The organism is Streptomyces sp. NPDC057438, assembly GCF_042802995.1.
GTDB lineage: Bacteria > Actinomycetota > Actinomycetes > Streptomycetales > Streptomycetaceae > Streptomyces.
The window spans coordinates 149926-173157 of the sequence record NZ_JBHVDD010000002.1 but is presented as its reverse complement, the minus strand read 5'-3'; the positions used below and the strand labels follow the sequence as shown (position 1 = coordinate 173157).

The window sequence follows — 23232 nt, the reverse complement described above, 5'->3', positions numbered from 1 at the left end:
CCACACGCCACCGTGCGAAGGGCCGGGCCGACCGACGCACGGGGCTCATGTCCCGGGCGCCCGTCCCGCGGGGCCGACACCGCGGGCCACCTCATCACCCACGGCACCACCCCATAAGGAGAACGCCAGATGATCACCTCCCGAACCGGAGAACCCGCCCCGGGAGCCGCCCGATGAGGGTCCTGCTGATCGGAGCCAACGGCTACCTCGGCCGCTTCGTCGCCGAACGTCTGCTCGCCGACCCGGCCGTCCAGCTCACCGCGCTCGGCCGCGGCGACGACGCCGACGTACGGTTCGACCTCGCCACCGGCAGCCCGGGCGCGCTCACCCGCTTCCTGGACGCCGTCCACCCCGGGGTCGTCGTCAACTGCGCCGGGGCCACCCGCGGCGGCGCCCGCGAACTCACCCGGCACAACACCGTCGCCGTCGCCACCGTCTGCGAAGCCCTGCGCCGCAGCGGCTGCGGGGCCCGACTGGTGCAGCTCGGCTGCGGCGCCGAATACGGGCCCAGCCAGCCCGGGTCCTCCACCGCCGAGGACGCCGTGCCCCGCCCCGGCGGCCCGTACGGCGTGAGCAAGCTCGCCGCCACCGAACTCGTCCTCGGCTCCGGCCTGGACGCCGTGGTCCTGCGTGTCTTCTCACCCGCCGGGCCCGGCACACCGGCCGGCTCGCCGCTCGGTCGCCTCGCCGAAGCCATGCGCCGCGCCATGCAGTCCGGCGACGGCGAACTCAAGCTCGGCGGTCTCGGCGTCCAGCGCGACTTCGTCGACGTCCGCGATGTCGCCCGTGCCGTCCACGCCGCCTCGCTCTCCGCGGCGCAGGGGGTGATCAACATCGGCTCGGGTCGCGCCGTACGTCTCCGCGACGCCGCGGCCGTCCTCGCCCGCGTGGCCGGCTACGGCGGCGCCCTCCACGAACTCGACGCTCCGCCCGGCCCCCTCCGGCCCACCATCGGCCACCCCCGCCCCGAACCGGATCACACCGGCCCCGTCTCCTATCCCTACCCGGACGGGTGCGGCAGTTGGCAGCAGGCCGACGTCCGCACCGCCCGGGACCGCCTCGGCTGGCGGCCGCGGATCAACCTGGAGGAGTCCCTCGCCGACATCTGGATGGAGGCGGCATGCCGTATCTGACTTCGGCCCCGTCCGCCATCGCGAGCACCGGCCTCAGCCTCGGCGTCGGCATCCCCGGCTATGCCCACCCCCTCGTCGCCCCCTTGGAATGGGGCGAACTCGCCCGTCCCGGCACCCCTCTGCACTGGGTCGTCCTCAACGTCTCCGACGGCCCCGGAACCCGCCCCGACCCGCACTGCCTCGAAGCCGCCGGACGGCTCCGGAACGCGGGCGTCCGGGTCCTCGGCCATCTGGACCTGACATATGGGGCGCGCGCCCTCGCCGACATCGCCTCCGACGCGCGCCGCTATCTCGACTGGTACCGGATCGACGGGTTCTTCCTGGACCGCTGCCCCACGGAGCACGGAGCCCTGCCCGACACCGACCGCACGGTCACCGCACTCCGCGCGCTCCTCGGCGGCGGGCACATCGTCCTCGGCCAGGGCACCCATCCGCACCCCGGATATGTCGACACCGCCGACCAACTGGTGACCTTCTCCGGGCCGTGGAGCGACTACCGCTGGTCCCAGGCGGCCGAGTGGACCGCCGACCATCCGCCCGAGCGCTTCTGCCACTTCGTCCACGGCGTCCCGCGCGGCCACCTCGACGAGGCACTGCGCGTCGCCCGCTGGCAGGGCGCCGCCACGATCTACTTCACCGACCGCAGGGACCGCGGCGGCCGGACCGACCCCTGGGAGACCATGCCCGGCTACTGGGACGACATCGTCTCGCTGGTTGGAACGGGTGTCTCGGAATGAAAAAGGGCGTGGCAGTGTTACGGGGAGAACAACTGTAGTGATTGACCGACCAACGGAGTCCCCGTGTCGCTGCCACCCCTGGTCGAGCCCGCTTCCGAGCTCACCGTAGACGAGGTCCGCAGGTACTCCCGCCACCTGATCATCCCCGACGTGGGGATGGATGGGCAGAAGCGGCTGAAGAACGCCAAGGTGCTGTGTGTGGGCGCCGGCGGCCTCGGCTCCCCGGCGCTGATGTACCTGGCCGCGGCGGGCGTCGGCACGCTCGGCATCGTGGAGTTCGACGAGGTCGACGAGTCGAACCTGCAGCGCCAGATCATTCACAGCCAGGCTGACATCGGCCGCTCCAAGGCCGCGTCCGCCCGCGACTCCGTGCTCGGGATCAACCCGTACGTGAACGTGATCCTCCACGAAGAGCGGCTCGAGGCCGAGAACGTGATGGACATCTTCAGCCAGTACGACCTGATCGTCGACGGTACGGACAACTTCGCGACCCGCTACCTGGTCAACGACGCGGCCGTGCTGCTCAACAAGCCGTACGTCTGGGGCTCGATCTACCGCTTCGACGGCCAGGCCTCCGTGTTCTGGTCCGAGCACGGCCCCTGCTACCGCTGCCTCTACCCCGAGCCGCCGCCGCCGGGCATGGTCCCCTCCTGCGCCGAGGGCGGTGTCCTCGGTGTGCTCTGCGCCTCCATCGGCTCCATCCAGGTCACCGAGGCCATCAAGGTCCTCACCGGCACGGGCGAGCCGCTGGTCGGCCGCCTGATGATCTACGACGCCCTGGAGATGCAGTACCGCCAGGTCAAGGTCCGCAAGGACCCCGACTGCGCGGTCTGCGGCGAGAACCCCACCGTCACCGAACTCATCGACTACGAGGCCTTCTGCGGCGTCGTCTCCGAGGAGGCCCAGGAGGCGGCGGCCGGCTCGACGATCACTCCCAAGCAGCTCAAGGAGTGGATCGACGACGGCGAGAACATCGAGATCATCGACGTCCGCGAGATCAACGAGTACGAGATCGTGTCCATCCCGGGCGCCAAGCTGATCCCGAAGAACGAGTTCCTCATGGGCACCGCCCTGGAGGCTCTGCCGCAGGACAAGAAGATCGTCCTGCACTGCAAGACGGGTGTCCGCAGTGCGGAGGTCCTGGCCGTCCTGAAGTCGGCGGGCTTCTCCGACGCGGTCCACGTCGGCGGCGGCGTGATCGGCTGGGTCAACCAGATCGAGCCGAGCAAGCCGGTCTACTAGACACGCACCTTCCCGGCAGGGGCTCGGCACCACGGGTGCCGGGCCCCTCTCCGTCCCCCCTCGCACCAGGTCGAGAAGGCGGTCGTCCCGGACTACGCGCAGACCTTGCCGTCCTTCGGCACCGTCCCGTCCAGCAGATACGCGTTCACCGTCGAGTCGACGCAGTCGCTGCCGCTGCCGTACGCGCCATGGCCCTCGCCCTTCCAGGTGAGCATCACACCGACGTCCTCGCCCAGTTCCGCGGCCATCTTCCGCGCGCCCTCGTACGGCGTCGCCGGGTCCCCGGTGTTGCCCACCACGAGGACGGGCGCGGCCCCCGGTGCGCTCACCTCCGGCGAGTCCGTCAGGCCCGGCACCGGCCAGTCGTGGCACCAGCCCGCGGTGTCCCATCCCAGGAACTCGCCGAAGACGGGCGAGATCTCCCGGAACTCGGGCAGCAGCCTCCTCGTCTCCCGCACGCTCGGCCGCTGCTTCTGGTCCAGGCACGATATGACCCGTTGGGAGTGGGTCGTCGTGCCGTAGCGGCCGGACGGATCGCGCTCGTTGTACCCGTCGGCCAACGCGAGCAGTTCGGTGCCGTCGCCGTCCTCGGCGGCGTCGAGGGCGCTGGTGAGTGTGGGCCAGCTCCGCTCGCTGTAGAGCGGCAGGACGATACCGGTGGTCGCCAGCGTCTGGGTGAGCTCGCGGCCGGACGTCGTCGCCAGCGGCTTCGCGTCGATCCGCTCCAGCAGCTTCTCGATCTTCCTCGTGCCCGCCTCGGGATCCTGACCGGTGGACTTCAGATAGTTGTCGAGAGCCCGCTGGAAGCCCAGGGCCTGGTTCCTGGCGTGGCCCACCGTGTCGGCGGTCGGGTCGACCACCGCGTCCAAAACCAGACGTCCCACGTTCCGGGGGAACAGGTGGGCGTAGACCCCGCCCAGTTCGGTGCCGTAGGAGATGCCGAAGTAGTGGAGCTCGTCGTCGCCGAGGACCTGGCGCATGAGGTCCATGTCGCGGGCGGTCTCGGCGGTCGAGACGTGGGACAGCAGCTTGCCCGCGGCCTTCTCGCACCCCGCGCCGAAGTCGGCCGCGTCCTGGAAGAAGGCCGTCTCCTCGGTGGCGTCGTCGGGGGTGGCGTCCACCGACTCGCCCGTCTGGATCTCCTTGTCGCTGCGGCAGCGCACCCCCTCGCTCCCGGCCACCCCGCGCGGGTCCCAGCTCACCAGGTCGTACCGCTTGTGCAGGTCGCTCGTCAGCCCCGCGTACGACGGCAGCATGGACACGCCGGAGCCGCCGGGGCCGCCGAAGTTGAACAGAAGGGATCCGAGGCGTTCGTCGGCGGAGCCGGTCGCCTTGCTGCGGATCAGGGCGAGGCCGATCGTCCCGTCGTCCGGGTTCGCGTAGTCCAGCGGTACCTTCAGCGTCGCGCACTGCCAGTCTCCGCCCGGGGCAGGACCCTCCGAAGTCGCCTTGCAGCGACCCCAGTCGAGTTTCTGGGGCGGCGCCGGCGGTGCCGGTGAGGACGACGAGGCCTTGCCGTCGTCCGCCTCGTCACCGGCCCTGTCGTCCGCGCCGCCGCTGCAACCGGTGACCAGCAGTACGGCAGCAGCCAGGGCGGCCCCCCGTGTAAAGCGCGCCATGCTTGCTTCCCCCTCCAGCGAGATCGTCCGCCGGATGTCCCGAATGGCGGTCATGCCATGGTATGCGGACTGCCATGTGTGCCGAGATCGCCTGTGGATAACGTTCTGACCTGCGGCTTCACCGGCAGACCGTGCCGGCTTTCGGCGTCTTTCCCTTGAGCAGGTAGCCGTCCACGGCCCTTTGGACGCAGGCGTTCCCGCTGTTGTACGCACCATGGCCCTGCCCCCGGTACGTCAGCTCGATCCCGACTCCCGCGCCCAGGGCCTCGACCATCTGCCGGGCGCCCTCGTACGGCGTGGCGGGGTCGCCCGTGTTGCCGATCACGAGGATCGGCGCCGCTGCCGGGGCCCGCACGTCGGGATGCTCGGCCGCACCGGCGACGGCCCAGTCGGTGCAGGTGAGCAGGGACCAGGCCGACCAGTCGCCGAAGACGGGGGAGGCCGCCCGGAAGTCGCCCAGTCGCGCCTCCACGTCGTCGGTGGTGTAGCGCGGCGCCGAGTCCGCGCAGTTGATGGAGACGTTCGCCGCGGTGAGGTTGCTGTACTCGCCGTTCTCGCTGCGTCCGTTCATCGAGTCGGACAACGACATCAGCAGGCTGCCGTCCCCGCCGTATGCCAGTTCGAGGCCCTTGGTCAGGTACGGCCAGAGGTCCTGGGAGTACAGGGCCTGCGCGATGCCGCTCGTGGCGGCGGTCTGGGTGAGGTCGCGGGGGAAGATCCCGTCGATCGGCCGGGCGTCGAGGTCGTCGAGCAGCCTGATGATCCGGTTCTCGACGTCCTGCTCGCTGTCGCCGACCGGGCAGCCCCCGGCCTTCGACACACAGTCCCGGGCGTAGTTGCCGAGTGCCAGCTGAAAGCCCCTGGCCTGTCCGAGCGTGCCCTGTTCCGCCGTCTGCGTCGGGTCGACGACCGCGTCGAACACCGCGCGTCCGACCTTCCGGGGGAACAGGTGGGCGTAGACGCCGCCGAGTTCGGTGCCGTAGGAGATGCCGAAGTAGTGGAGCTCGTCGTCGCCGAGGACCTGGCGCATGAGGTCCATGTCACGGGCCGCGTCCGTGGTGCGGACGTGCGGGAGGGTCTCGGCGGAGTTCTTCTCGCAGGCGGCGTTGAAGGACTTGGTCGAGTCGAGCAACTTCGTCCGTTCGGCCGCGTCGTCCGGGGTCCCGTCCTGCTGGAAGTACTCGTCGAGTTGTTCGTCGTCCTCGCACCGGATGCCCGCGCTGCGGCCGACCCCACGCGGATCGAAGCTGACCAGGTCGTAACGGGTGCGCAGTTTCGCGTACTCCTGCGCGGAGCCGGGCAGTGCCTTGACGCCCGAGCCGCCGGGGCCGCCGAAGTTGAACACGAGCGAGCCGATGCGCCGACTCCTGGCGCCGCTGGTCCGTGCCCGGATCAGCGCGATACCGATGGTGTCGCCGTCGGGTTCGTCCCAGTCGAGCGGCGCCTTCATGGTCGCGCACTGCCACACCTCCCCGTCGGGCAGCGGGGAGGGCGCGGTGCCGCCGCCCTCCGACTCGGACGGGGCCTCGCAGGTCTCCCAGCTCAGCTTCTGCGCGGTCAGGCCTGTGCCGTCCTCCTTGAGGCCCTCCTCGAGGCCGTCGCCGCACGCCGCCAGCGACAACAGGACGGCGACCGTGGCCACGGTGACGGAACGGGACAGGGGCGAGGAGGGCATGCACCCATCGTGGAGGTGCCCGTGTCGATGTGCCCCGGGGCACGGGCCGTGCGGGTGAGAAGGGGAGGGGCGTCACGCGCGTGCGGGCAGGAAGCGTGACGGCCCGCCGCCACGCGCGCGTGGGCCGGGTGAGCGCGGGACCGGGCCCGCACGCGCGTGTGCACCCTCCTGGGCCGTGTCCTCCTAGAGCGCGCCCTTCCGTGACAACTGGTTGAAGGCCAGCCATCCCGGAAGCACCGGCAGCCACAGCGTGAGCAGGCGGAACAGCAGCACGGCCGGTGCGGCGACCTCCTTGGGGAGGCCGACGGCGATCAGACCCACCGTCAGGGTGGCCTCCACCGCGCCCACACCGCCCGGGGTCGGCGCCGCGGACCCCAGCGCGTTGCCCGCCAGGAAGACGACGGCGACACTGGCGATGCTGATCGAGACGTCCTCGTTGCCGAAGGCGCGGATCGAGGCGTCCAGGCACATCACGAAGCAGCCCGTGAGAAGCAGCATCCCGCCGATGCCGGTCACCAGCTTCTGCGGCCGCTGCAGCACGTCGAGCATGCGCGGTACGACACCGGCGAAGAGCGAGCGCACGCGTGTGACGACGAACTTGCGCAGGAACGGGATCGACGTGACCACGAGAACCAGCACCGCGACCGTCAACAGGCCCGCGATCACGGTGCGGGACGGCGACAGGGACGGTGTCTTCTCCGTGCCGGTCAGATAGCCGAAGGCGAGCAGCATCAGGATGTGACAGCCCAGGCCGAAGAGCTGGGAGGCGCCGACACTCGCCACCGCGAGACCGGGCCGTACCCCGGCGCGCTGCAGGAAGCGTGTGTTGAGTGCCACACCCCCCACCGCGGCCGGCGCCACGATCTTGACGAACGAGCCGGCGACCTGGGCCCCGATCGTCCGCAGGAACGGCACCCGCTCCGGCACGAAGCCCAGCAGACTCATGGCCGCCGCGACGTAGCTGAGCGCGGAGAAGAACACGGCGGCGGCGACCCAGCCCCATTCCGCGTTCTGGATGAGCGGCCCGAACTCGATGTGGGTCAGCTGGGTCAGCAGGAAGTACGCGCCGATCGCGCCGGCGATGAGGCTGATCAGAGTGCGGGGCTTGACCCGCTCCAGCCGGGCCGGTTCGACCGGTGCCTGGGGCCTGATCAGCAGCACCTGGTGACGGATCTGGGTGAGCAGGTCTTCTTCGCGGGCCTCCTCCAGGGCCTCGTCGATCGCCCGCTTCTCCGCTCGCTGCTCGGCTCGTACGGCCTTCTTGTCGGCCTTGGCGGGTTCGGCGGCCGCCTTGCTGTGCTCCTCCGCGCGGGCCTGCTTGTCCAGGTGGGAGGCCTCCAGGACCGCCTCGCGCTCGCGTTCGGCCCGCTCCCGGGCCAGTCGGCGCAGGGTCGCGCGCGTGGAGCGCGAGAGGGCGATGGGCTGCAGCAACGGCAGACAGTCGGCCACGGCGTCGGGGCCGAGCACGCTCACCGCCGAGGCGACCGCGCGTTCGGCGCCCACGCGCAGGCCCAGGGTCGTCAGCAACTGGGAGACGTCCATGCGCAGCACGAGGTCGCCGGCCGCGATCTCGCCGACGCGCAGGTCGGTCAGGATCACCGTGCCGGAACGATCCACCAGAATCGCGTCGCCCACGAGCCTGCGGTGTGCGATGCGCCGCGACTGCAGTGCCTTCACCTGGTGCCAGGTGTCCGACATCAGCGCGTCGGTGACCTCGTCGTCCGCCAGGGAGTCCAGGGTGCGGCCGCCGGTGTGCTCGTAGACGAGCATCACGGCGTCCGGTCCGAGTTCGGAGGTCGCGATCAGCTTCGGCGCGTTGGCGCCGGCCGCGATGGCCGCGTACGCGAGGAGGGCCTCCTGCTCCAGTGCCTGGCGCAGTGACTGCAGGCTGCGGCGGGTGGTGATGCCGCGCAGCGTCAGCCGTCGCCAGACGCGGTAGAAGAACCCCTGCGCCTGCTGCTCCCGGTCGACGACGGTGACGTCCAGGGGTGGGCCGTCCTCCAGCGTCACGAAGTACCGGCGGCCGCGGTCCCCGCCCTCGGCCGTCTCCGGGATCTCCTCACGGGCCGCGCTCACCGGTTTGAAGCCGACCCGTCTGAGACCGGCCATCAGGGTCCGGCCGGTCGGTCGTACGTTCGGGGAGCCGACCGCGTAGAGCGTTCCGTAGGCGACGGTCCAGCCGATGAGCACCGTCAGGATGATCGAGAACGGTGTGGTGTAGCCGGTGACCAGCATCGAGAAGGCGTCCAGCAGCAGCACGATCCACAGCACGGCCCGCCAGCGGGGTCTGCGGGACATGCCGACGGCGGTCATGTACGCGATGACCGGGGCGAGATAGCCGTGCACGGGGTCGGTGAGCGCGTGGATGTCGCCGGGTGAGGGCTGAGTGAGAGCTTCCTGGATCGAGTCCGGGGCCGCCCTCGCGACCCACAGGTCGGTCGCCAGCGTCACTCCGTGCGCCAGGACCGCCGCGAGCACGCCGTCGGCGATGCGCAGCCCGTCCCGTTTGATCAGACGTTCGATCGCGAAGGCGACCGGCACCAGCAGGATGGCGATGCTGGACCCGAGGCCCGCGAGCTTGATCAGCAGATCGGGCGCCTGCCCCGTGCCCTTGTTGATGTCCTGTTCGAGCCCGGAGGTGGTGCCGTGGGCGAACGCGGCGATCGCCAGCAGGAGGACGATGCCGAGGATGCCGACCGACAGCCGCATGAGGTCGGAAGGACGGTGCACGCGCGCGGGGAGCAGCGGTTCGTCGCCCTCGACCTCCTCGGCGTGGGCCTCGTCCCCCTCCGCGGGGGCCCCGTCCGCACCGTCCGGCCCGGCCTGTTTACCCCCGTGCTCGCGCGTCCTGGGGGATACGGTTTCGGCCACGGCCGGGGCGGTGTCCGGGGCCTGCTCCGAGACGTTCTCGGTACCCTCACCGCCCTCCTCGGCGGTGTCGGGGCGCGAAGAGGCGTCAGAGGTGCCCGCCGCGTCATCGGGGTGCACGCTCTGCTGTTTCATCGTCTCTTCTTGGTCTCGTATCACCAGTCACCGCCCGCACGATGGTGGCATGCCGGGTGGGCACACAGGGGCATCAGGGTGCAATGCGGGGGCGCACAGTCTGCCCGAAGACCGCCCCCGGAGCGAGGGACGCACGCGTCGGCCACCTTCTCCCATTGTCGGTGGGGTGGGGCAGGATGGGGCGGATGAGCGAGGAGAGCCATCCGGCGGACGCCCTGCCGGAGTACGCGGAACGGGTCCTCGAGGTCGCCGACCTGATCCCGCCGGGGCGTGTCATGACATACGGGGACGTCGCCGAATGGCTGGGAGAGGGGGGTCCGCGCCAGGTGGGCCGTGCGATGGCCCTCTACGGAGGCGCGGTCGCCTGGTGGCGGGTCGTCCGCTCCGACGGCGTCCTGCTGCCCGGACACGAACTGAGAGCCCTGGACCGCTACCGCGTGGAGGGCACGCCCCTGCGCGAGGCGAGCCGTACGGCCGAGGGCCATGTGCCGCGCGTCGACATGAGACGCGCGCGCTGGGACGGCGGCGGGCGCGTGGAGGAGCGGCCGTGACGGTCTCCGGTGTCCGGCCGACTCCGATGCGCCCCTTGCTCCGTACGAGGGATGCGGGGGCCGCCGGCGGCATGCCGTACGTTCGTGGGGCGAGGGACGCACGTGCCGCGCGAGTCGGGAGGGAACAAGAGGAAGCCCTGCTTCCGTACCACCCGTCGGCGTAGCGTCGGCTCCGCGTGTCCCTCTCACCCCGAGGCCACCGCCCTCACCGAGCGGCGGGCCGCGCACCCGTCCCCCGACCACCACCCCTCGGCTTCGGCGCGCCGCGCCGGCAGTGACATCTCGCACACCCACCAGGACCGGCGAACCACGTGAGCTCCTCTTTCTCCACCAGGCGCCCGTCGCACTCCCAGGTGCGACAGGGGAGTCGTGGCGCTTATCGACTGGTGCGTACCCCACCGGCCCCAAGGAACCCCCCTCCTCTGGACGCCGAGCAGCGCGCGGTGGTTGACCACCGGAGCGGCTCGCTGCTCGTCCTCGCGGGTCCGGGCACCGGCAAGACGACCACCCTCGTCGAGTCCGTGGCGGCCCGCGTCGCCCGGGGAGCCGACCCCGCGCGCGTCCTGGTCCTGACCTTCAGCCGCAAGGCCGCGGTGGAGCTGCGCGACCGGATGGCCCTGCGCATGGGCGCCTCGCGCGCCCCGCAGGCCACCACCTTCCACTCCTTCTGCTACGCCCTGATCCGCGCCCACCAGGACAGCGACCTGTTCGTCGAGCCCCTGCGGCTGCTGTCCGGCCCCGAGCAGGACGTGGCGGTCCGCGCCCTGCTCGCGGGCCAGCCCGACCTGGAGCGCCTGGGCCTGGCACACGTGCGCTGGCCGGACGAGCTGCGTGCCTGCCTCACCACGCGCGGGTTCGCCGACGAGGTCCGCGCGGTCCTCGCCCGGAGCCGCGAACTGGGCCTGGCCCCCGAGGACCTGCGGGACTTCGCCGCGCGCATCGGCCGGCCGGACTGGCTCGCGGCCTCCGCCTTCCTCGCCGAGTACCTCGACGTCCTCGACCTGCAAGGAGTACTCGACTACGCGGAGCTGGTGCACCGCGCCGTGCTCCTCGCCGGCCGACCCGGTGTCGCCGAGCGGCTCGCCGCGCAGTACGACGCGGTCTACGTCGACGAGTACCAGGACACCGACCCCGCCCAGGTTCGGCTCCTGAGGGCCCTCGCGGGCGGCGGCCGCACCCTGGTGGCGTTCGGCGACCCCGACCAGTCGATCTACACCTTCCGGGGCGCCGACGTGAACGGCATCCTGGAGTTCCCGTCGGCCTTCCCGCGCGTGGACGGCCGCCCGGCCACGGTCGCGGTGCTCAGGCACTCCCGCCGCTCGGGCGCGGAGCTGCTGACCGCCACCCGGCTCCTCACCCAGCGGATGCCGCTCACCCGCCTCCCGGCCGAGAAGGTACGGGCCCATCGCGACCTGCGGCCCGTACGGGACGGGGGGCGCGTGGAGGTCTACACGTACCCGACCGCGGGCACCGAACTGGACAACATCGCGGACGTCCTGCGGCGCGCCCACCTGGAGGACGGCGTCCCCTGGAACGAGATGGCCGTCCTGGTGCGCGCCGGCGCCCGCACGATCCCCTCGATGCGACGCGCCCTCACCGCCGCGGGCGTCCCCCTGGAGATCGACGGCGACGACCTGCCCCTGCGCCACGAACCCGCCGTCCAGCCCCTTCTGACGGCCCTGCGGGCGGTTGCCCGGGCGGAGCTGGGGACGGCGGACGCGGCGGCCCGGGTCGAGGAGACCGGCGGACCGACCGACGACACCGGCGACCCGTCCGACGACCCCTCCAGTGCGCCCGACGACCCGTCCGGCGAGCCGGGCCGGGGGGCCGCCTGGCTGGACACCGAGACCGCGCTCACCCTTCTCGCCTCCCCCCTCGCGGGCATGGACACCGCCGATCTGCGGCGCCTCGGCCGCGCGCTGCGCGAGGAGGAGCGGGCCGGCGGCAACCCCGTACCACCCCCCTCGGACGAACTGCTGACGCGCGCACTGGCGGAACCGGAGCGACTGGTGGCGCACGATCCGGTGTACGCGCGGGGGGCGCAACGCCTGGGCGCCCTGCTGCGGAAGGCCCGGGAGCGCCTCGCGGGCGGCGGCACCGCCGAGGAGGCGCTGTGGGAGCTGTGGGACGGCACCCCGTGGCCCCGGCGCCTGGAGCGGGCCGCGCGGCGCGGCGGTGCGGCCGGGCGCAACGCGGACCGGGACCTCGACGCCGTGTGCGCGCTGTTCGCCACGGCAGCGCGCGCGGAGGAGCGCACCGGCGGACTCGGCGCCCTCAACTTCCTGGCCGAGATCGAGGCCGAGGACATCGCCGCCGACACGCTCACCGGACGGGCCGTGCGCCCCGACGCCGTCCGCCTGATGACCGCGCACCGCTCCAAGGGCCTCCAATGGCGCCTGGTCGTCGTCGCGGGCGTCCAGGAGGGCCTGTGGCCGGACCTGCGGCGTCGCGGCTCGCTCCTGGAGGCCGACCGCATCGGCCGCGACGGTCTCGCCGAACCGCTCACCCCGGGCGCGCTCCTCGCCGAGGAACGCCGACTGTTCTACGTGGCCGCCACGCGCGCGCGGGAACGCCTCGTCGTCACCGCGGTGAAGGCCCCGGCCGACGACGGCGACCAGCCCTCCCGCTTCCTCGCCGAGCTCGGCGTCGAGCCCAAGGACGTCACCGGGCGCCCCCGTCGCCCGCTGTCGGTCGCCTCCCTCGTCGCCGAACTGCGCGCCACCACGGTCGACCCGCGCGTGTCGGACCCCCTGCGCGAGGCCGCGGCCCTGCGCCTGGCCCGGCTGGCCGCGCTCAGCGACGAGGACGGCCGCCCGCTGGTGCCGTCGGCGCACCCGTACCGCTGGTGGGGGATGTTCGAGCCCACCGAGAGCAAGGTGCCGCTCAGGAACCGTGACCAGCCCGTCGTGCTGTCGGGCAGCGCGCTCGACCAGCTCGCCAACACCTGTGCCCTGCAGTGGTTCCTGGGCCGCGAGGTGAAGGCGGACGCGCCCGCGACCGCCGCCCAGGGCTTCGGCAACGTCGTCCACGTCCTCGCCGACGAGGTCGCCTCCGGCCGGACCCCCGCCGACCTCGACGTCCTCATGGAGCGCCTCGACTCCGTGTGGAACGCGCTCGCCTTCGACGCGCCCTGGAAGTCGGAGCAGGAGAAGCAGCACGCGCGCGTGGCGCTCGAACGCTTCCTGAAGTGGCACGTCATGGACCGCGCGGGCCGCACCCCGGTGGCCAGCGAGCACGACTTCGACGTCACTCTGGAAGCGGGCGACTACCAGGTGCGCATCCGCGGCTCCATGGACCGGGTCGAGACCGACACCGAGGGGCGCGCCTACGTCGTCGACTTCAAGACGGGCAAGCAGGCCGTGAGTTCGGCCGAGGTCACCCGCCACCCCCAGCTCGCCGTGTACCAGCTCGCGGTCCGCGAGGGAGCCGTCGACGAGCCCTTCGGCGGCGTACGGCCCGAACCGGGAGGTGCCGAACTCGTCCAGCTGCGGCAGGGCGCCGCCAAGAAGAACGGCGGCGAGACCGTCCCCAAGGTGCAGGGTCAGGAACCCCTGCGAGGCGAGTGGGTGGGCGATCTCCTGGCCACGGCCGCGGGCAAGGTCCTGGACGAACGTTTCTCACCCACCGCCGGACAACACTGCACACACTGCGCGTTCCGGGCGTCGTGCAGTGCTCGCGCGGAGGGCCGTCACGTGGTCGAGTGAGGCCGCCCGCGCGGCGGCCCGGCATCCGTTGTCAGTGGTCGGCGCTAGCCTCTCTGGAATGCCCGCCCGTATCAGCGACCCCGAGCAGCTCAAGGAGCTCCTCGGCATCCCCTTCACCCCGGAGCAGACGGCCTGCATCATCGCGCCGCCCGCCCCGCAGGTGATCGTGGCCGGAGCCGGGTCGGGCAAGACCACCGTGATGGCCGCGCGCGTGGTGTGGCTGGTCGGCACCGGACAGGTCGCGCCCGAACAGGTGCTCGGCCTGACCTTCACCAACAAGGCGGCGGGCGAACTCGCCGAGCGCGTACGCAAGGCCCTGGTCAGGGCGGGCATCACCGACCCGGACGTGATCGACCCCGACCACCCGCCGGGCGAGCCGGTCATCTCCACGTACCACGCCTTCGCGGGCCGCCTGCTGACCGACCACGGCCTGCGCATCGGTCTGGAGCCCACCTCCCGGCTCCTCGCCGACGCCACCCGCTACCAGCTCGCCGCACGCGTGCTCCGGGAGTCCCCGGGCCCCTACCCGGCGCTGACTCGCTCCTTCCCCGACCTGGTCGGCGACCTGTTGACCCTCGATGCCGAACTCGCCGAACACCTCGTACGGCCCGAGGACCTGACCGCCCACGACACCGCGCTGCTGGGCGAACTGGAGGGCGTCGAGCTCACCAACGCGGACCTCCGCAAGGTCCCCGAGGCGGCCGCCGCCCGACGCGAACTCACCGACCTGGTGGTCCGCTACCGGGCGGCCAAGCGCGAGCGGGACCTCCTCGACTTCGGCGACCAGATCGCCCTGTCCGCCGCCCTCGCCGAGCTCCCCGAAGTGGGCCGCGTCCTGCGGGACGAGTTCCGGGTGGTCCTGCTCGACGAGTACCAGGACACCTCGGTGGCCCAACGCGTCCTGCTGGCCGGCCTGTTCGGCGGCGGTACCGGCCACCCCGTGACCGCCGTCGGCGACCCCTGCCAGGCCATCTACGGCTGGCGCGGCGCCTCCGTCGCCAACCTCGACGACTTCCCCGAGCACTTCGCCCACCCCGACGGCCGACGCGCGACCCGCCAGGCGCTCAGCGAGAACCGCCGCAGCGGCGGCCGTCTCCTCGACCTCGCCAACGGCCTCGCGGAGCCCCTGCGGGCCATGCACGCGGGCGTGGAGGCCCTGAGGCCCGCCCCCGGCGCCGAACGCGACGGCGTGGTCCGCTGCGCCCTGCTGAACACGCACGCCGAGGAACTCGACTGGCTCGCCGACTCGATCGCCCACCTCGTGCGCACCGGCAAGGAACCCGGCGAGATAGCGGTCCTGTGCCGCACCGCCGGCGACTTCGCCGAGATCCAGGGCGCGCTCGTCGCCCGTGACATCCCGGTCGAGGTGGTCGGCCTCTCCGGGCTGCTCCACCTCCCCGAGGTCGCCGACCTCGTCGCCGTCTGCGAGGTCCTCCAGGACCCCGGCGCCAATGCCTCCCTCGTCCGCCTCCTGACCGGCCCCCGCTGGCGGATCGGCCCGCGCGACCTCGCCCTCCTCGGCCGCCGGGCCAGGCGGCTCGTCACGCACGCGCGCGTGGACGGCGACGAGGACCCCGACCGCCGGCTCGCCGCGGCCGTCGAGGGGGTCGACCCGTCCGAGGTGATCTCGCTGGCGGACGCCCTGGACACCTTCCTGGAACTGCCGCTCGAAGCCGAGGGGGAGGACGACGGACTGCCGTTCTCGCCGGACGCGCGCGTACGGTTCGCCCGGCTCGCCGCCGAACTGCGCGACCTGCGCCGCTCGCTCGCCGACCCGCTCATGGACGTCCTGCACCGGGTGCTCGCCGTCACCGGCCTGGAGGTGGAACTCTCCGCGTCCCCGCACGCGCTCGCCGCCCGCCGCCGCGAAACCCTGTCGAACTTCCTGGACATCGCCGCCTCCTTCGCCGCCAACAGCGCCGGCGAGGCCACCCTCCTCGCCTTCCTCGGCTTCCTGCGCACGGCAGCTCAGTACGAGAAGGGCCTCGACAACGCGCTGCCGGGTGGCGAGAACACCGTCAAGGTGCTCACCGCCCACCGGTCCAAGGGCCTGGAGTGGGACGTCGTCGCTGTCCCCGGCCTGGTCACCGGCACCTTCCCCAGCACACAGGGCCGTGAGAAGTGGACGGCCCAGGGCAAGGTCCTGCCGCACCGGCTGCGCGGCGACGCCGACACCCTTCCCGACGTCGGGGCCTGGGACTCGCGCGGCCTGAAGGCCTTCCAGGAGGCCATGAAGGACCATCAGCACACCGAGGAACTCCGCCTCGGCTACGTCACCTTCACCCGGCCCCGCTCCCTGCTCCTCGGCTCGGGGCACTGGTGGGGCCCGTCCCAGAAGCGCCCGCGCGGGCCGTCCGACTTCCTCACCGCCCTGCACGACCACTGCGCTGCCGGGCACGGCGAGATCGAGGCCTGGGCCGACGAACCAGGGGAGGGCGCCGAGAACCCGGCCCTGAACGCGTCGGCGGCCGACCACGCCTGGCCCCTCCCGCTCGACGACGCGGCCCTGCGGCGCCGCCGCGCCGCCGCCGCGACCGTGCTGGCCCACCTGGAGAGGCCCGCCTCCCACGAGGACCCGACTCCCGGCACCACCCCCGACCCGGACCCCCACTCCGGCGGCCATCCGGACTGGCCACCGCCGCCCGACGACGAGGAGCCCCTCTACGAGGACGCCCACCCGGACGACGTGCCCCACGAGGAGGACGGCCCACCGGCGGACGTCGTCGGGGGACACGACGAGGAGGACACCGGCGACTGGGACTCCTGGTCGTCGGACCGTCCCGCACGGGCCGTGCACGCGCGCGTGGAGCGCCCCGCTCGGGACGCGCGCCCGCCGGCGGTGCCGCACGCCCGCAGGCACCCCGCGGTGTCCGGCCTCAGCCCCGAGGAAGCCCGTACCGTCGCCTCGTGGGACCGCGACCTGGACGCCCTCACCGGAGAACTCCTGCGGGCCCGCGCCAAGGTCACCGACGTACCCCTGCCCGCGTCGCTGACGGCGGCGCAGATGATGCGCCTGGCCGCCGATCCGGACGGCTTCGCACAGGAGCTCGCGCGCCCCATGCCACGACCCCCGCAGCCCGCGGCGCGTCGCGGGACCCGTTTCCACGCCTGGGTCGAGGCACGCTTCGAGGAGCTGCGGCTGCCCATGCTGGAGCCCGGGGAACTGCCCGGCAGCGAGGCCGAGATCGCCGACGAACTGGACCTGGAGGCCCTCAAGGAGGCCTTCGAACGCACCCCCTACGCCCACCGCACGCCGTATCGCGTCGAGGAGCCCTTCCAGCTGGAAATCGCCGGACGCGTCGTGCGCGGCCGCATCGACGCCGTGTACCGCCTCGGCGGCGCGGACGGCGGTGGCGGTGGCGACGGGGCGACGACGTACGAGATCGTCGACTGGAAGACCAGCCGCACCCGCACCGCCGACCCGCTCCAGCTCGCCATCTACCGGCTCGCCTGGGCCGAACAGCAGGGCGTCCCCCTGGAATCCGTCGCGGCGACCTTCCTGTACGTCCGCACGGGCGAGGTCGTACGGCCCGAGGGCCTGCCCGACCGGGACGCGCTGGAACGGCTGCTCCTGGAGGACCCCGGCGCCGACGCGAGACCGGATCCCGGCACGGAGCAGCCGGAACCGGCCGTGCACCGAACCGGGGCGGTCACCGACGTACCGCCGGACGAGCACGCCGGTACGGGCCGATAGGCTCGTCGGCATGAGCCAGTCCGTTGACAGTGACGTCAGCGACGTCAGCGTCGTCCGTACATACATCCAGGACCACCGTGCCGCCTTCCTCGACGACCTCGTCGAGTGGCTGCGCATCCCGTCGGTGTCGGCGCAGCCCGAGCACGCGACGGACGTCCGGCGCAGCGCCGACTGGCTGGCCGCCAAGCTTCGGGAGACCGGCTTCCCCACGGCCGAGGTCTGGGAGACGCCCGGCGCTCCCGCCGTCTTCGCGGAATGGCCCGCCGAGGACGCCGACGCCCCGACCGTCCTGGTCTACGGACACCACGACGTGCAGCCCGCCGCCCTCGCCGACGGCTGGGACACCGAGCCGTTCGAGCCGGTGATCCGTGGAAACCGCCTCCACGCGCGCGGAGCCGCAGACGACAAGGGCCAGGTGTTCTTCCACACACTCGGCGTCCGCGCCCACCTCGTCGCCACCGGCCGGACCGCTCCCGCCGTCCATCTGAAGATGTTGATCGAGGGCGAGGAGGAGTCCGGCTCCCCGCACTTCCGCGCGCTCGTCGAAGAGCGCGCCGAGCGGCTCGCCGCCGACGCGGTCGTCGTCTCCGACACCGGCATGTGGGCCGAGGACACCCCCACCGTGTGCACCGGCATGCGCGGCCTCGCCGAGTGCGAGATCCGGCTGTACGGCCCCGACCAGGACATCCACTCCGGTTCCTTCGGCGGTGCCGTACCGAACCCGGCCACCGAGATCGCCCGCCTCGTCGCCGCCCTGCACGACGAGCACGCGCGCGTGGCGATCCCCGGCTTCTACGACGGCATCACCGAACTCACCGACCGCGAGCGCGAACTCTTCGCCGAACTGCCCTTCGACGAGGAGCGCTGGCTGCGCACGGCCAGGTCCACGGCGGCGCACGGTGAACGCGGACACACCACCCTGGAACGCGTCTGGGCCCGTCCGACCGCGGAGGTCAACGGCATCGGAGGCGGCTACCAGGGCGCGGGCAGCAAGACGGTCATCCCCTCCTCGGCCATGGTGAAGCTGTCCTTCCGCCTGGTCGCCGGACAGGACCCGGACCACATCCAAAAGGCCGTCACCACCTGGGCCGCCGAGCGCGTTCCCGCCGGGATCCGCCACGAGATCACCTTCAGCGGCTCCACCCGCCCCTGCCTGACACCGCTGGACCACCCGGCCCTGCGCTCGCTTGTCCGGGCCATGGGCCGCGCCTTCGAGCAGCCGGTCCGCTACACGCGCGAGGGCGGCTCCGGCCCCGCCGCCGACCTCCAGGAGGTCCTCGGCGCACCCGTGCTCTTCCTGGGCATCTCCGTCCCCTCCGACGGCTGGCACGCCCCCAACGAGAAGGTCGAACTGGATCTGCTCCTCAAAGGCGTCGAGACCAGCGCGTACCTCTGGGGCGAACTGGCCCGAAGCCCCCGCGAGGGACACTGAAGAAGGTTCCGCGCGCCCGGGCCCGCTCGTCCGCCGCACCGCCCGCCCCATCGTCCGTTCCACCGGGGGAGTTGGAAGCACCCGTGACCACCTGGACCGACCACACCGCCGACCGTCCCATCGCACTCACCGCCCCCAGCGGCATCGACCGGGCCGCCCACCACCGGCTCGACGAGGCCTGGCTCGCGGCGGCGTGGAGCCACCCCACGACCCGCTGCTTCGTGGTCTCCGGCGGCCAGGTCCTCATCGACGAGACCCCGGACGGCACCACCGAACTCGTCATGATCCCCTCGTTCGAGGCCCCGCTCACCGAGGCGCACCGCTACTTCCTGGGCACCGACGCCGACGGTGTGAGCTATTTCGCACTCCAGAAGGACGCGCTCCCCGGCCGCATGGACCAGTCCGCGCGCCCGGCGGGCCTGCGCGAGGCGGGCATGCTGCTGTCGCCGCGCGACACGGGCCTCATGGTCCACGCGGTCGGTCTGGAGAACTGGCAGCGCACGCACCGCTTCTGCTCCCGCTGCGGGGAGCGCACGGTCATCGCGGCGGCCGGCCACATCCGCCGCTGCCAGGCATGCGGCGCCGAGCACTACCCGCGCACCGACCCCGCAGTGATCATGGCGGTCACGGACGACGACGACCGCATCCTGCTCGGCCGCCAGGTCCACTGGCCCGAGGGACGCTTCTCCACCCTCGCGGGCTTCGTGGAGCCCGGCGAGTCCATCGAGCAGTCGGTGCGGCGCGAGGTCCACGAGGAGGTGGGCATCACCGTCGGCCAGGTCGAGTACGTCGCCAGCCAGCCCTGGCCCTTCCCCTCCAGCCTCATGCTCGGCTTCATGGCCCGCGCCACCTCGACCACCGTGGACGTCGACGGCGACGAGATCCACGAGGCCCGCTGGTTCTCCAGGGAAGAGCTGCGGGCCGCGTTCGAGTCCGGGGAGGTCCTGCCTCCCTACGGCATCTCGATCGCGGCCCGACTGATCGAACTCTGGTACGGCAAGCCCCTGCCGACACGAAGCCACATCGGCTAGCACGCGTACGCGGCGGTCGGCACTCCCCGTCGCGGCGGCCGGGACTCGTCCGCCGTGGCCGGGAGCTGCCGTTACGCGCCGATCTTCTGCTTCACCTGCGCCAGCGAGGGGTTGGTGAGCGTCGAGCCGTCCGGGAAGAGGACGGTGGGGACCGTCTGGTTCCCGCCGTTCGCCTTCTCCACGAAGGCGGCCGAGTCCGGGTCGTGCTCGATGTTGATCTCCTCGTACGTGATGCCCTCACGGTCCATCTGGCTCTTCAGCCGGCGGCAGTAGCCGCACCACGTGGTGCTGTACATCGTCACAGTGCCCGGCATGTCCCTGGCGCTCCTTCACGGTCTGAGGGGTGCTGCTCGCAGTGAGTGGAACGTACGCGACACGCCCACCATTCCCTTGCGCGGGTGGCGTCCACCACCTTCGCCGGTACGTCCGCCGCGGCGGCTACCGCGGTGTCCGCCGCACCTCGGAGCGCGGGCGCCCGTCGCGTCGGCCGCAAGGACGCCCGCCGCATTAGTACGACTGCGAGGGCCCGCCTGTGGACAACTCCCTCGGCCGTCTCCGGGGACCTGGCAGCATGGCCGTGTGACAGCAGCAACGCACTCCACCCTCTTCCCGCGGGTCCCCGACTCGGCCGACGCGGTGCTCGAAGGGCTCGACCCCGAGCAACGCGAGGTGGCGACGGCCCTGCACGGCCCGGTGTGCGTGCTGGCGGGCGCCGGCACGGGCAAGACCCGGGCGATCACCCACCGGATCGCCTACGGTGTGCGCGCCGGGATGCTCCAGCCCGCCAGCGTGCTGGCCGTCACCTTCACCAACCGCGCGGCCGGCGAGATGCGCGGCCGCCTCCGCCAGCTGGGCGCCGCCGGAGTCCAGGCCCGGACGTTCCACTCGGCCGCGCTGCGCCAACTCCAGTACTTCTGGCCGAAGGCCGTCGGCGGCGGCATGCCACGCATCGTCGACCGCAAGATCCAACTCGTCGCGGACGCGGCCGCTGCCTGTCGCATCCGTCTCGATCGCAATGAACTCCGCGACGCGGCGGCGGAGATCGAGTGGTCCAAGGTGACCCGGACGGTGCCCTCCGACTACGCCGCCGCAACCGCCAAGCACGGCCGCGACGCCCCCCGGGACCCGGCCGAGATCGCCCAGATCTACGCGACGTACGAGGAGCTGAAGCGTGAGCGGGCCGTCATCGACTTCGAGGACGTCCTCCTGCTCACGGTCGGTATCCTCCAGGAGCGCCAGGACATCGCCGAGCAGGTCCGCTCCCAGTACCAGCACTTCGTGGTCGACGAGTACCAGGACGTCAGCCCCCTCCAGCAGCGTCTCCTGGAGCTGTGGCTCGGCGACCGGGACGACCTGTGCGTCGTGGGCGACGCCAGCCAGACGATCTATTCGTTCACTGGTGCAACTCCCGACCATCTGCTCGACTTCCGTCACCGCCATCCCGGGGCCACGGTCGTCAAGCTGGTCCGCGACTACCGCTCCACCCCGCAGGTCGTCCACCTGGCCAACGGTCTGCTGTCCCAGGCCCGCGGCCGCGCCGCCGACCACCGCCTCGAACTGATCTCGCAGCGCCCCCCGGGCCCCGAGCCCCGCTACACCGAATACACGGACGAGCCCGCCGAGGCCGAGGGCGCCGCCCGCCGCATCCGGGATCTCGTCGCCGCCGGTGTGCCCGCCGGAGAGATCGCCATCCTGTTCCGGACGAACTCCCAGTCCGAGACCTACGAGCAGGCCCTCGCGGACGCCGGAGTGCCCTACCAGCTGCGCGGCGCGGAACGTTTCTTCGACCGCCCCGAGGTACGCAAGGCGGGTACCGCGCTGAGAGCTGCCGCCCGCTTCGGCGACAACGACACCCTGCTCGAGGACACCGTGGACCTCCCCTCGCAGGTACGGGCCGTCCTGTCCGGCGAGGGGTGGACGGGCGAACCGCCCGCGGGGTCCGGCGCGGTCAGGGAACGCTGGGAGTCGCTGGCGGCGCTGGTGAACCTGGCCCACGACTTCGCCGCGGCCAAGCCCGACGCCACGCTCGGCGACCTCGTGGCGGAACTCGACGAGCGCGCGAACGCCCAGCACGCCCCGACCGTCCAGGGCGTCACGCTCGCCTCCCTGCACTCCGCGAAGGGGCTGGAGTGGGACGTCGTCTTCCTGGTCGGTGTCGCCGAAGGCATGATGCCGATCACCTATGCGAGAACGGACGAACAGATCGAGGAGGAGAGACGGCTCCTCTATGTGGGGGTCACCCGCGCGCGCGAACAGCTCTCGGTCTCCTGGGCCCTGTCCCGGTCGCCCGGCGGCCGCCCCAGCCGCCGCCCCAGCCGCTTCCTGGACGGACTGCGCCCCGGCTCCACCGCCAAGGCCGGCCGGACCGGCGCGGCGGGCGCCGGGGGCGTCGAACGGGGCTCGGGCGGCGGCCGTACGGGTGACGGCATGACCGGCGGTACCGAGGCGGTCGCGCGCCGCACCAGCCGGACACCGGCCCGCTGCCGTGTCTGCGGGCGCACGCTGCGGGACGCCGGCGACATGAAACTGATGCGCTGCGAGGACTGCCCCTCCGACATGGACGAAGGCCTCTACGAGCGACTGCGTGAGTGGCGCGCGGTCCAGGCGCAGCGCAGCGGCCAACCGGACTTCTGTGTCTTCACCGACCGGACCCTGATGGCGATCGCGGAAGCGGGGCCGAGCACTCCGGTTGAGCTCGGTCGCATCCCCGGTGTACGCAGCCGCAAGCTGCAGCGCTACGGAGCCGATGTTCTCGACATCTGCGCAGGTCGGGAGCCTGGGTGCGAGGACGGGAACGACTGATGCGAACTCGTCGAAAAAATAGTTTGCGCATGCCCCGGGAATCCCCATAGGTTCTTAGGCACGAGAGCAGCGGCCTTCTCGAAGGCCCCGGTTTCGTGGTGTACTTCATATCCGTCGGATTGGCTCGCGCCGGTCCCCATAGACGCCGAGAGGAGGCGAGTCCAGTGATCAGCATCAACACCAGCTTCATCAGCACGGTCAAAATGACCGATCGCTCGGCCGTCTCCCTGTGCATGCTCGGCGTCTCGAACCTGGGCACCGGTCTGTCCGCCATCAGTGGCGGCCGTCCGGCTCCCTCCGTGTCTCTGGCGGGCCTTCCCGTCCGTGAGCGCAATGAGCGACCGACCAGGGCACTGGAAGCAGCAGTAGAGGGACAGGCCCAGGCCTATGCCTTCGCGGCGGCCGGTGCCGGATTCCGGAAGCAGACGACGCAGCACCACCTGATGTGGGCCTTCCGTGGGCCTGAACCCTGGAGTGATCCAGCCTGATCGACGATCAGGCCGGCGCCTTCAGGGCCGCGGAACCCCATCCGGGATCCGCGGCCCTTCTGTTTGTCCCCGACCAGGGACTACAGCGCGAAGGGGCCTCGGGACAAGAAAAGAACCCGGT

14 protein-coding genes are annotated in these 23232 nt (G+C 72.2%); 10 read left to right on the top strand and 4 right to left on the bottom strand.

Annotated features, from left to right (window positions below; genetic code table 11):
* The first annotated feature begins 173 nt into the window (after window positions 1–173).
* From ACFU5F_RS02510 to moeZ, 3 genes are all read left to right on the top strand, one after another.
* Window positions 174–1133 carry an NAD-dependent epimerase/dehydratase family protein gene (locus ACFU5F_RS02510; RefSeq protein ID WP_383880787.1) on the top strand — a complete coding sequence of 320 codons (960 nt, stop codon included), beginning with the start codon at window positions 174–176 and terminating at the stop codon, window positions 1131–1133.
* Window positions 1121–1870 (top strand): spherulation-specific family 4 protein, encoded by a 750-nt coding sequence (locus ACFU5F_RS02505; RefSeq protein ID WP_383880784.1) that lies wholly within the window; start codon window positions 1121–1123, stop codon window positions 1868–1870. The genes ACFU5F_RS02510 and ACFU5F_RS02505 overlap by 13 nt, the downstream gene beginning before the upstream one ends.
* Before the next feature lie 63 nt (window positions 1871–1933).
* Window positions 1934–3112, top strand: a complete 1179-nt coding sequence (gene moeZ, locus ACFU5F_RS02500) for an adenylyltransferase/sulfurtransferase MoeZ (RefSeq protein WP_046916944.1) — start codon at window positions 1934–1936, stop codon at window positions 3110–3112.
* Window positions 3113–3204: 92 nt separating this feature from the next.
* Here moeZ and ACFU5F_RS02495 read toward each other — a convergent pair whose 3' ends face one another.
* The 3 genes from ACFU5F_RS02495 to ACFU5F_RS02485 all read right to left on the bottom strand — a co-directional run bounded on the left by ACFU5F_RS02495 (window position 3205) and on the right by ACFU5F_RS02485 (window position 9409).
* On the bottom strand, window positions 3205–4731 hold the full coding sequence (locus tag ACFU5F_RS02495) for an alpha/beta hydrolase (protein ID WP_383881040.1): 1527 nt from the start codon (window positions 4729–4731) through the stop codon (window positions 3205–3207).
* A 118-nt stretch (window positions 4732–4849) separates the two neighbouring features.
* Window positions 4850–6406, bottom strand: a complete 1557-nt coding sequence (locus ACFU5F_RS02490; RefSeq protein ID WP_383880781.1) for an alpha/beta hydrolase — start codon at window positions 6404–6406, stop codon at window positions 4850–4852.
* Between the two features lie 183 nt (window positions 6407–6589).
* On the bottom strand, window positions 6590–9409 hold the full coding sequence (locus ACFU5F_RS02485; protein ID WP_383880778.1) for a YbhN family protein: 2820 nt from the start codon (window positions 9407–9409) through the stop codon (window positions 6590–6592).
* A gap of 185 nt (window positions 9410–9594) precedes the next feature.
* Here ACFU5F_RS02485 and ACFU5F_RS02480 point away from each other — a divergent pair, with 185 nt between their 5' ends.
* The 5 genes from ACFU5F_RS02480 to nudC all read left to right on the top strand — a co-directional run bounded on the left by ACFU5F_RS02480 (window position 9595) and on the right by nudC (window position 19821).
* On the top strand, window positions 9595–9960 hold the full coding sequence (locus tag ACFU5F_RS02480; protein ID WP_383880776.1) for an MGMT family protein: 366 nt from the start codon (window positions 9595–9597) through the stop codon (window positions 9958–9960).
* A 311-nt stretch (window positions 9961–10271) separates the two neighbouring features.
* Window positions 10272–13664: an ATP-dependent helicase gene (locus ACFU5F_RS02475; RefSeq protein ID WP_383880773.1), complete on the top strand. Its 3393-nt coding sequence runs from the start codon at window positions 10272–10274 to the stop codon at window positions 13662–13664.
* A gap of 58 nt (window positions 13665–13722) precedes the next feature.
* Window positions 13723–17358, top strand: a complete 3636-nt coding sequence (locus ACFU5F_RS02470) for a UvrD-helicase domain-containing protein (RefSeq protein WP_383880770.1) — start codon at window positions 13723–13725, stop codon at window positions 17356–17358.
* A 10-nt stretch (window positions 17359–17368) separates the two neighbouring features.
* A complete protein-coding gene (locus ACFU5F_RS02465) occupies window positions 17369–18790 on the top strand; it encodes a dipeptidase (RefSeq protein WP_383880768.1) in 1422 nt (473 codons plus the stop codon).
* An 83-nt stretch (window positions 18791–18873) separates the two neighbouring features.
* Window positions 18874–19821 carry an NAD(+) diphosphatase gene (nudC, locus tag ACFU5F_RS02460; RefSeq protein WP_383880765.1) on the top strand — a complete coding sequence of 316 codons (948 nt, stop codon included), beginning with the start codon at window positions 18874–18876 and terminating at the stop codon, window positions 19819–19821.
* Window positions 19822–19892: 71 nt separating this feature from the next.
* Here nudC and ACFU5F_RS02455 read toward each other — a convergent pair whose 3' ends face one another.
* Window positions 19893–20135, bottom strand: a complete 243-nt coding sequence (locus ACFU5F_RS02455; protein WP_383880762.1) for a mycoredoxin — start codon at window positions 20133–20135, stop codon at window positions 19893–19895.
* Between the two features lie 265 nt (window positions 20136–20400).
* On the opposite strand from ACFU5F_RS02455, the gene ACFU5F_RS02450 reads away from it, so the two are divergent.
* Complete coding sequence (locus ACFU5F_RS02450; RefSeq protein ID WP_383880759.1) at window positions 20401–22623, top strand: ATP-dependent DNA helicase UvrD2; 2223 nt, start codon at window positions 20401–20403, stop codon at window positions 22621–22623.
* A 164-nt stretch (window positions 22624–22787) separates the two neighbouring features.
* Window positions 22788–23111, top strand: a complete 324-nt coding sequence (locus ACFU5F_RS02445; RefSeq protein WP_383880756.1) for a hypothetical protein — start codon at window positions 22788–22790, stop codon at window positions 23109–23111.
* Window positions 23112–23232 lie beyond the last annotated feature (121 nt).